Here is a 10,177-nt window from a genome sequence, read left to right on the forward strand (position 1 = left end):
TGTCAGTGCGGGGTCCTACGGTCTTCCCATGACGCGATCCGTACAGGCGCTCGCCTACGAGCGCCCGTCCGCTCTGGAGTCCTCCGGCGGCGGGCGGGTGCTCGGCCTCGAGACCTCCGGGGGGCTCACGCCCACCGGGGTCGAGGCGCATCCCCGTTTCTTCGCCGGCTTCCTCAGCTCGCCCCGGGTCGCCGCCCGGGGGCTGCTCGCGGTGGCGGACGTGGCCGCCGCGCGCTTCTACCAGCGGCTGAATCCGGCGTCGCTGGATCCCGTGGTGACGGGAAACGGCGACCGGCTGCGCTTCGAGTCGTTCTCGGGGTGCGGCGGGGTGTACGCGCGCCTGGACGTGCTCCGCGAGGGCCTCGACGGGGCGGAGACCGGGCACGGCACGACGAACGTCGACGTGAACAACCCGCTGCGGGAGGCGCTGTCCCGGCTGACCGGGGACGATCCGCTGCATCTGCGGGTCGGGCCGGAGGAGTTGGCGGTGACCACGCTCGGCGGGCGGGTGGTGGAGAAGAAGGTGCCGCTGCCCGACCGCTGGCTGCGCGGCTTCGCCGAGGCGCAGGTGGCGTCGGCCGGGTTCGACCTGCGGGCGGAGCTGCCCGGGGCGGAGGCGGTCCGATTCCTGCGGGGGCTGCCGCGCTCCGGCGGCCGGGGTCGTGGTCCGCTGTGGGTCGTCCCGGCCGGGCGGACACTGCGGCCGACGACCCGGCCGGGCCCGGGCGCGGTCTGCCTTCCGGGACCGGAGCGCCTTGCCTCGCTCGAGCGGGTGCTGCGGGACGCGACCGCGCTGCGTGTGTACGGGCCGGCGCCCGACGGCGCGCCGACCGCGAGCGCGTGGGAGGTCGCGCTGCCCGGCATGCGGCTGACGCTCACCCTCTCGCCGGACGCCTCGCGCGGCTTCTCCGGGGAGGGCGGCGTCCTGGAGGCGCTGGCCACGGAGGAGGCCGCGCAGGACGCGGAGTTGGTGGCGGTGCTGCTCGCCTGGGAGCCGCGGATCGACCCGGCCGAGCTGGCGGAGCGGTCCGGACTGTCCGTGGCGCGGGTCCGCGCCGCGCTGACCGCGCTGGGCACGGCCGGCCGCGTGGGGTACGACGTGGCGGACGCGGCGTACTTCCACCGCGAGCTGCCCTACGACGCGGACCGCGCCGAGCGGCACAACCCGCGCCTGGTGGCGGCCCGCGCCCTGGTCGCGGAGGGCGCGGTGACGCTCGACGGCGACCTGGCCTCGGTGGCCTCGGGCGAACGGCACTACCAGATACGGGAGTCGGGCAGAGCCCTGAGCTGCACCTGCCAGTGGTGGGCCGACTATCAGGGCCGACGCGGCCCGTGCAAGCACGCGCTGGCGGTCCGCATGGCGCGCCGCGGCGGAACCCCGGGAGGAACGCGATGATCACCGGCAACCCGTCGAAGCAGGTGCTGAAGGCCGTCCGCAGGGGAAGGACCGACGAAGTCCCGGCACTCCTGAAGCCCTTGGACGCCGCCGAGCGCAAGGCGCTGCTGGTGGAGCTGAAGGCCCTGCGCGCCGAACTGCGCAGTTCCACCCGGTGGGACTGGGAGTGGCGGCGCGGGATGCAGGCGCTCCGGGTCGCCGGCGTCGGCTGCCAGACGGGTGCGGCGGCGGCCGCGACGTGGATCGGCGCGCGGGACATGCCGGACTGGGGCGGGGGGTCCCACCCGGCCGTCCTGGAAGTCCTCGCCGACCGCGCCCCGGCCTGGCTCGGCGACCTGGCGCGGCGGCTCGCCGACCGCCGGGCCTTCGTCGAGGCCGAGTACGGGCTCGTCCACGCTCTCGTGCTGCGCTCGGGCTGCGAGACGCCGACCTCGGACTGGTACGTCGCCGCCTGGACGCAGTCGCTCGACCGCCGACACCTTGTCAGCGCCCTTCAGGAGCACCCGCACACGGCCGTGCTCGTGCCGCGCCTGTTCGATCTCGTCGAGACCCCCGAGCCGCTCGTCTGGCACCACGATGTGGACGCCGGGAGCTGGCCGTCGGCCCTCGCCGCCCTGGCGGCGGAGGGTCTGTTCGACCGGCGGGACCTGATCGAGGGCTGCCTGGCCCGGCTGGTGCGCGGCGGGCGCCCCCGCGACCTGCGCTTCCCCCTCGCGCTCGTCCAGCGCCTTGAGCCGACCGGCCAGGAGCTGCGGGAGCACACCGCCGACTGGCTCGGCATGGTGGCGGACGCCCCGTCGACGGTCGCCGGATACGCCCAGCAGGTGCTCGCGCCTCTCGCCCTCTCCGGCGAACTCCCGGACGCCCGGCTCGCGGAGATGTCCGGCGCGCTGTTCTTCCGTACCGAGAAGAAGCTGGTCCGGGCCCAGCTGACGCTGCTCGGCAAGGTGCTCAAGAAGCGTCCCGACGTCGCGGCCGAGCTGCTGCCGGTGATCGCCGAGGCGTTCGGGCACGCGGACAGCGATGTCCAGGAGCGGGCGCTGAAGCTGGTCGGCGGTCACCTGTCGGCCGTCGACGAGGGGGTACGGGGCGAACTGGCCGCGGCCGCTGAGCTGTTGGGCCCGCTGCACCGCCCACGCGCCGCCGAGCTGTTCGGCGCGTCCCTGCCGCAGGAACCGGCCCCGGCGTACGAGGAGTTCCTGCCGCCCGTGCCGGAGCGGAGGCGGCTCTCGCCCGCCGCCGGGACGGTGCCGGAGCTGCTTGAGGAACTGGTCCCGCTGGTCAACGGCCGCCGCCGGGCGCCGGCCGAGGCGTTCGAGCGGGTGCTCGACGGGCTCGTGCGGCACGCGGCGCGGGACCGGGCGGCGCTGGCGGAGGCCGTGGGCGGCGCGTTCGCGAACGCCTGGTGGATGAAGGAGCCGTCGCACCTCCAGTCGGCCGGCCATTTCCACGGCTCGACCTTCGGCCTGGACGTCGTGCTCGCGGCGCTGCTGGGCCAGGTGCGGCAGGAGTACGTCGACGCGGGCCGGGCCCGGGAGCACGTCGACGCGTCGTGTTCCCGGCATGTGCTCGACGGCGTGCTGGAGCAGCGGCTGTGGGAGGCGGCCGACCTGATCGGCACGCCCGGTCTCCCGTTCCTGCTCGCCACCCCCACCTGGCACACCGGGGCGCTGGACGCGGGCGAGCTGGCCGAGCGGCTGAGGCTCTACCGTGACGCCGGCTGCGAGCCCGCCCCGGCCGACTTCGCGCAGGCGCTGCTGCGGGTGCGGCGGGACGGACCGGCGGCCGCCGAGGCTGCCCGAGCGGCCGCGGACCTGGGGACGACGGCGGGCGACCGGCTCGCCGCCCGGCTGGCCGATCCGGCGCCGCTCGCCCCGACGGTGCGGGTGACGCCCCGCGTCCACAAGGCGGCGGCGGACGGCCGCTGGTTCCTGGCGGAGCGGATCGTGCTCACGACCCGCGAACGGCTGGACGTGCAGCGGGACTTCCCGGGCGCGTTCCAGTGGCTGGGCCGTCCGCTCGACCCGTCGCCCCGGGACTGCCGCTTCTGGAGCGACGAGCGCGAGAACCTGCCGGCGGTGCTGCCGCTGGATCGCGAGGCCCTGGCCGCCTGGCTGCTGCCGCAGCTCGCGGCGGAGGTCGAGTGGGAGGCGCGGGGCGCGGGCTGGTGGCTGACCGCGCTCGCCGAGGCGGACGGCGAGGTCGGGCCCGCGGTGCATCTGGCGCTGGCATGCGGCCTGGCCGGCCGGCACGCGGAGGACCGGCTGACGGCGGTGGACGCGCTCCTCGTGCTGGCCGCGCGCGGGGATCTGTACGCGGCCGGACTCGGTGCGACGCTGGCCGGGCTTGTCCAGGAGGGCTTCGCCAAGCCGAACCGGGTGGCGGACGCGGCCCGTACGGCCGCGGCCACCGGCGCGTACGCGACCGTGTGGTCGGTGCTTGCGCCGCTGCTGCCCGGGCTTCTGGCGGCGGAGAAGCCGGTGCGGGGGCTCGGGGAGGTGTTGGCGGTGGCCGCCGAGTGCGCGGAGCGGTGCCGACCGGGCGGTGCGATACCAGGCCTTGACCGGCTGGCGGGTCGGGGCGGTTCGTCCCAGGCCGTCGTCCAGGCCAAGCGGCTTTCGATCGCACTCGCATACGGCCTCGATCAGTCGGCAACAGAACCGGCGGAAAAGAGTCAGTAATCCCCCAGATCGGGGCTTAACCCGACAGTCACAAAGCGTTCGTGATCACGCAACACCGGTCGGCCACAGTGAATGCATGACTGATGTGACATCTGCGAAGAGTGCCCGTCGCCCGCACCACTGGCGGCACGATCTCATCGAACTGGCCGCACTGTTCACGGCCGTGGTGGTGGCCGACACGATCGCGAAGACCATCGTGCACGGGCCGGACGGCCCGTACCTGCTGGTGTTCTCGGCGATCGCGCTCATCGGCACGGCCACGTTCCACACGTGGTGGGCGCGGCGGCACAGTCATGCGCCGCCGGCCGGTGATCCCGGCGGCGGCGGGCCTGCCCCGCTGCCGCCGCACACCGACGCGCCTGCGCAGGCCGAGCCCGGCGAGACCGCGCTGTGGCGGATGCGGACGACGGTCCGCGACGCGCCGGGCAGCCTCGCCGCGCTGTGCACCGCGCTGGCCCGGCACCGCGTGGACATCCTCACCCTGCAGACCCACCCGCTCGCCGAGGGCACCGTCGACGAGTTCCTGCTGCGCGCCCCCGCCGACCTCCAGGCCGGCCGGCTCACCCGCGAGATCGCCGCGGCCGGCGGCCACAGCACCTGGATCGAGCGGGCCGACGCCCACGACCTCGTGGACACCCCGACCCGGCTGCTCGGCCTGGCCACCCGCACGGCGCTGGACGCGGCCGAACTGCCGCTCGCGCTGCGCCAGCTCCTCGGCCGCTGCACCATCCACTCGCTGCCCGCCGTCTCCCCGACCGGCCGCCCCACCGGCGCGACCGCGCCCGTCGAGGGCGTACTGGAGGAGACGTCGATGCGGCTGCGCGACCCGAACGGCGGGGTCATCACCGTCGAGCGGCCCTATCTGCCGTTCACGCCCACCGAGTTCGCCCGCGCCCGCGCGCTGGTCGAACTGGACGCCCGGCTCGGCCCGCGCATCCCGCGCAGCCAGGACGTCCTCACGCTTCCCGAAGGGAACGAGATCACCGTCCGGCGCGTCGACCAGGGCGACCTCGCCGCGGCCCGCGCGATGCACGACCGCTGCTCGGACCGCACCCTGAGCCTGCGCTACCACGGCCCGGTCGGCGACGCCGAGCTCTACCTGAACCACCTGCTCAGCCCCCGCTTCGGCCGCACCCTCGCGGTGCAGACCGCCTCCGGCCGTCTCGTCGCCCTCGGCCATCTGCTCTGGGACGGCGACGAGACGGAGATCGCCCTGCTGGTGGAGGACGACTGGCAGCGCCGCGGCATCGGCTCGGAGCTGCTGCACCGGCTCGTGGCCCTGGCGGTGGAGGCCGGCTGCGGCAGCGTGTACGCCGTGACGCAGTCCTCCAACACCGGCATGGTCGCGGCGATGCGGGGGCTCAACCTCCCCCTCGACTACCAGATCGAGGAAGGCACCCTGGTGATCACAGCGCGACTGGCCGCGGCTCCGGTACGGAACCGGCTTCCGTACGAGGTGTACCAGGAGACCGAGCGCTGAGCGCCTGGGTCAGGTCCCGCCACAGGTCCTCGACGTCCTCGAGGCCGACCGACATCCGCAGCAGCCGGTCGCTGACCCCGGCCGCGCGCCGGTCTCCCTCGGCCACGATGCGGTGGCTGATGGAGGCGGGGTGCTGGATCAGCGTGTCGACGCTGCCGAGGCTGACCGCCGGCGTGATCAGCCGGACCCCGGCGATCACGTCGTGCGGATCGCCGAAGACCTCGAAGGCGATCATCGCGCCGCCGACCCTGGGGTAATGGACCCGGGCGACGCGCGGGTCGGCGGCGAGCCTGCGGACCAGCTCCGCCGCCGTCGCCGACGCCGCCCGCACCCGTACCGGCAGCGTCGACAGGCCGCGCAGCAGCAGATAGCCGGCCATCGGGTGGAGCACGCCGCCGGTGGCGAACCGCACCTGGCGCAGCGTGCGGGCGAACTCCTCGTCACAGGCGACGACGCCGCCGAGCACGTCGCCGTGCCCGCCGAGGTACTTGGTCGCGCTGTGCAGCACGATCCGCGCCCCGTGCCGTACCGGCTGCTGGAGCACCGGGGTGGCGAAGGTGTTGTCGACAAGAAGCGGCACCGAGCCGCAGGAGTGCGCCAGCGCCTCGACGTCGACCTCGGCGAGCGTCGGGTTGGCGGGGGTCTCCACCATGACGAGGCCGGTGTCCGGACGGATCGCGTCCGCGACGCCCGCCGGGTCGGTCCAGGTCACCTCGGTGCCGAGCAGCCCGGCGGTGAGCAGGTGGTCGCTGCAGCCGTAGAGCGGGCGGACGGCCACCACGTGCCGCAGGCCGAGGCTCGCCCGGGCCAGCAGGACGGCGGTCAGGCCCGCCATGCCGCTGGCGAAGGCGACCGCGCTCTCGGTCCCCTCCAGGCGGGCGAGGGCGTCCTCGAATCGGGCGGTGGTGGGATTGTCGAGCCGGGCGTAGACCGGCGGCCCGTCCGGCCGGGCGCCGGTGGTGGCGAACTCGTCGATCCGCGCGGCTTCCGCGCGGGTGTCGTACGAGGGGTAGGTCGTCGACAGGTCGAGCGGCGCGGCGTGCAGGCCGAGGGCGGCGAGGTCCTCGCGGCCGGCGTGCACGGCGTCGGTGGCCAGAGCCCTGGGGGTGATCGAGGCGGCGTAGTCCATGGCCGGAGGGTGAACGCCTACCGGGAAGTAGCGAAAAAGTGTCGTGTTACGTTCGCCGCATGGCCGATTCTGTCGTACTGGATCCGATCGATCTGCACATTCTTCGCCTCTTGCAGAACGACGCCCGGACCACCTACCGCGAGCTCGCGGCCGAGGTCGGCGTGGCCCCCTCCACCTGCCTCGACCGGGTGGCCCGGCTGCGCCGCAGCGGAGTGATCCTGGGCAACCGGCTACGACTGGATTCAGCCAAACTCGGGCGCGGCCTGGAGGCGCTGTTGTCGGTCCAGGTTCGGCCCCACCGTCGCGAACTGATCGGTCCGTTCGTCGAACGGATTCGCGGCCTGCCGGAGTCCCGGGCGCTGTTCCATCTGACGGGTCCCGACGACTACCTGGTCCACGTGGCCGTTGCGGACACCGCTGACCTGCAAAGACTCGTCCTGGACGAGTTCACCTCGCGGCGCGAGGTGGCGCGCGTGGAGACCCGGCTGATCTTCCAGCAGTGGGAGTGCGGTCCACTGCTGCCGCCCGTCCCGGGCGCTCATTTGTCAGCCGACTGAGATCGATTGAGGGTGACGCGGGGGCGTCGGAGAGGCCAGGATGAGCCGCATGCCAGAGACTTCCAGCAGCCCGCTGCCCCGCCAGGTCGCCGACACCTTCGTCGACGAACTCATCGCCCTCGACCCGATCACCGGTACCTACCTGGGAGTCAAAGAGAGCGCCGGCCGCCTTCCGGACTTCTCCCCCGCAGGCCAGGAGGAGGTGGCCGAACTCGCCCGCCGCACCCTGGCCCGACTCGACGAGGCCGAACGGCGTCCGGGCGCGGACAGCGACGCCGAACGCCGCTGCGGCCGGCTGCTGCGCGAGCGGCTGAACGCCGAACTCGCCGTCCACGAGGCGGACGAGGGCCTGTGCGCGGTCAGCAACATGCGCTCGCCCGCGCACAGCGTGCGGATCGTCTTCACCGTGACGCCGACGGAGACCGCCGAGGACTGGGCGGCCGTCGCCGAGCGGCTGCGCGCCGTCCCGGCCGCGCTCGAGGGCTACCGCGCCTCGCTCGAACTGGGCCTGGAGCGCAAGCTGCTGGGCGGCCCGCGACCGACGGCCACCTTCGTCGAGCAGCTCACCGAGTGGTCGGGCAACGACGGCGCGGCGCGCGGCTGGTTCGAGGAGTTCGCCGCCGGCGGGCCGGAGGAGCTGCGGGCCGAGCTGGACGAGGCGGCGCGCGGCGCGACCGCGGCGGTGGCGGCGCTGCGGGACTGGATGCGCGACGTGTACGCCCCGGCCGTCGCCGACGCGCCGGACACGGTGGGCCGGGAGCGCTACCGGCGCTGGTCGCGGTACTTCAACGGCACGGACTTCGACCTGGACGAGGCGTACGCGTACGGCTGGGCCGAGTACCACCGGCTGCTCGGCGAGATGCGGGCCGAGGCGGACAAGATCCTGCCGGGCTCGGACCCCTGGGAGGCGCTCGCCCACCTCGACGTGCACGGCACGCACATCGAGGGCGTCGAGGAGGTCCGGGTCTGGCTGCAGGAGCTGATGGACGAGGCGATCCAGGCGCTGGACGGCACGCACTTCGAACTCGCCGAGCGGGTGCGCAAGGTGGAGTCGCGGATCGCCCCGCCCGGCGGCGCGGCGGCCCCGTACTACACCGGTCCCTCCGAGGACTTCTCCCGGCCGGGCCGCACGTGGCTCCCGGTGGACGGCGAGACCCGCTTCCCCGTGTACGACCTGGTGTCGACCTGGTACCACGAGGGCGTGCCCGGCCACCACCTGCAGATCGCGCAGTGGGTGCACGTCGCCGACCAGCTCTCGCGCTACCAGGCGACGATCGGCGGGGTGTCCGCCAACGCCGAGGGCTGGGCGCTGTACGCGGAGCGGCTCATGGACGAGCTGGGCTTCCTGCCCGACCCGGAGCGCCGGCTCGGCTACCTGGACGGCCAGATGATGCGGGCCTGTCGGGTGATCGTCGACATCGGCATGCACCTGGGCCTGGAGATCCCGGCGGACTCACCGTTCCACCCGGGCGAGCGGTGGACGCCGGAGCTGGCGCAGGAGTTCTTCCAGCGGCACAGCAGCCGGCCGGCGTCGTTCGTGGAGAGCGAGCTGACCCGGTACCTGTCGATGCCGGCCCAGGCGATCGGCTACAAGCTCGGCGAGCGGGCGTGGCTGCTGGGCCGGGCGAACGCGCGGGCCGCGCACGGGGACGCGTTCGACGCGAAGGCCTGGCACATGGCGGCGCTGTCGCAGGGGCCGCTGGGCCTGGACGACCTGGTGGACGAGATCTCGAAGCTCTGAGCGGGGGCCGGCCTCGCTCAGAGCCTCGCCGGCCGTCCGCGCAGCGGGACATCCCCGGACATCTCTTGATCGTCCGGGGATATCCCTGTTGTCTGGCACGCATGACGGGATACTCACCGGACGCCACGGACTGGCGCATCCTCGAAGCCCTGCAGAGCCAGGGCCGGGCCAGCTTCACCGAGCTCGCCAAGTCGGTGGCCATGTCGGCGTCCGCGGTGACCGAGCGGGTGCGGCGGCTCGAGGAGGCCGGGGTGATCTCCGGGTACACCGCGGTGGTCGACCACGAGCGGCTCGGACTGCCGATCCTGGCGTTCGTGCGGCTGCGTTACCCGAACGCGAACTACAAGCCGTTCCACGACCTGCTCGACACCACGCCCGAGATCCTGGAGGCGCATCACGTCACCGGCGACGACTGTTTCGTGCTGAAGGTCGCCGCGCGGTCGATGAAGCACCTGGAGCAGATCTCCGGGAAGGTCGGCGTGCTCGGGTCGGTGACGACGAGCATCGTGTACTCCTCGCCGCTCGCCCGGCGGGCGATCAGCCGCTGACGCGGAGCCGCACCGCCGAACCGTGCCGCTCCTTGACCACCTCCAGCTGGGCGGGGATGCGGCGGCGCAGGTCGGGCACGTGGCTGACGATGCCGACGCTGCGGTCCCGCTCGCGCAGCGAGTCGAGGACGTCGAGGACCTCGTCGAGGGTCTGGTCGTCCAGGCTGCCGAAGCCCTCGTCGATGAAGAGCGTGTCCAGCCGTACGCCGCCGGCCTCGTCGGTGACGACGTCGGCGAGGCCGAGCGCGAGGGCGAGCGAGGCGAAGAAGGTCTCGCCGCCGGAGAGCGTCGCGGTGTCCCGCTCGTTGCCGGTCCAGGCGTCGACGACGTGCAGCCCGAGGCCGGCCCGCTTGCCGCCGACGCGGGAGTCGGAGTGGACGAGCGTGTAGCGGCCGGCGGACATGCGCTGGAGCCGGGCGGTGGCGGCGGCGGCGACCTGTTCGAGGCGGGCCGCGAGCACGTAGGACTCCAGGCGCATCTTGCGCTCGTTCTCGGCGGAGGTTCCGGCGGTGAGGCCGGCGAGCCGGGCGACCCGCTCGTACTCCACGCGGAGCGGGCCGAGTCGGCGGACCTCGGCGTCCGCCTGCCGGGACAGCCGGTCGAGCGCGGCGCACCGGTCGCGTACGGCCGCGAGCGCGGAGTCGG

General features: G+C 74.1%; 8 protein-coding genes. 6 read left to right on the forward strand and 2 right to left on the reverse strand.

The window, feature by feature from the left end:
• Positions 1 to 28 precede the first annotated feature (28 nt).
• From VIU94_RS40020 to VIU94_RS40030, 3 genes are all read left to right on the forward strand, one after another.
• Entirely contained in the window at positions 29 to 1,396 is a 1,368-nt protein-coding gene (locus tag VIU94_RS40020; RefSeq protein WP_331919793.1) for an SWIM zinc finger family protein, read from the forward strand.
• On the forward strand, positions 1,393 to 4,077 hold the full coding sequence (locus VIU94_RS40025) for a DUF7824 domain-containing protein (RefSeq protein ID WP_331919794.1): 2,685 nt from the start codon (positions 1,393 to 1,395) through the stop codon (positions 4,075 to 4,077). The genes VIU94_RS40020 and VIU94_RS40025 overlap by 4 nt, the downstream gene beginning before the upstream one ends.
• A 76-nt stretch (positions 4,078 to 4,153) precedes the next feature.
• A complete protein-coding gene (locus VIU94_RS40030; protein WP_331919796.1) occupies positions 4,154 to 5,557 on the forward strand; it encodes a GNAT family N-acetyltransferase in 1,404 nt (467 codons plus the stop codon).
• On the opposite strand, the gene VIU94_RS40035 is transcribed toward VIU94_RS40030, so the two are convergent.
• Positions 5,484 to 6,686 (reverse strand): trans-sulfuration enzyme family protein, encoded by a 1,203-nt coding sequence (locus tag VIU94_RS40035; RefSeq protein WP_331919798.1) that lies wholly within the window; start codon positions 6,684 to 6,686, stop codon positions 5,484 to 5,486. The two genes, VIU94_RS40030 and VIU94_RS40035, sit on opposite strands and share 74 nt — an antisense overlap.
• Positions 6,687 to 6,745: 59 nt before the next feature.
• Here VIU94_RS40035 and VIU94_RS40040 point away from each other — a divergent pair, with 59 nt between their 5' ends.
• From VIU94_RS40040 to VIU94_RS40050, 3 genes are all read left to right on the forward strand, one after another.
• Positions 6,746 to 7,243: an Lrp/AsnC family transcriptional regulator gene (locus tag VIU94_RS40040; RefSeq protein ID WP_331919800.1), complete on the forward strand. Its 498-nt coding sequence runs from the start codon at positions 6,746 to 6,748 to the stop codon at positions 7,241 to 7,243.
• 49 nt (positions 7,244 to 7,292) lie between these two features.
• Positions 7,293 to 8,984 carry a DUF885 domain-containing protein gene (locus VIU94_RS40045; protein ID WP_331919802.1) on the forward strand — a complete coding sequence of 564 codons (1,692 nt, stop codon included), beginning with the start codon at positions 7,293 to 7,295 and terminating at the stop codon, positions 8,982 to 8,984.
• Positions 8,985 to 9,085: 101 nt separating this feature from the next.
• A complete protein-coding gene (locus tag VIU94_RS40050) occupies positions 9,086 to 9,532 on the forward strand; it encodes an Lrp/AsnC family transcriptional regulator (protein ID WP_331919804.1) in 447 nt (148 codons plus the stop codon).
• Here VIU94_RS40050 and VIU94_RS40055 read toward each other — a convergent pair.
• A partial coding sequence (locus VIU94_RS40055; RefSeq protein WP_331919806.1) for an SbcC/MukB-like Walker B domain-containing protein occupies positions 9,522 to 10,177 on the reverse strand: 656 nt, incomplete at its 5' end. The two genes, VIU94_RS40050 and VIU94_RS40055, sit on opposite strands and share 11 nt — an antisense overlap.

Source organism: Streptomyces sp. (genome assembly GCF_036566765.1).
Taxonomy (GTDB): Bacteria; Actinomycetota; Actinomycetes; order Streptomycetales; family Streptomycetaceae; genus Streptomyces.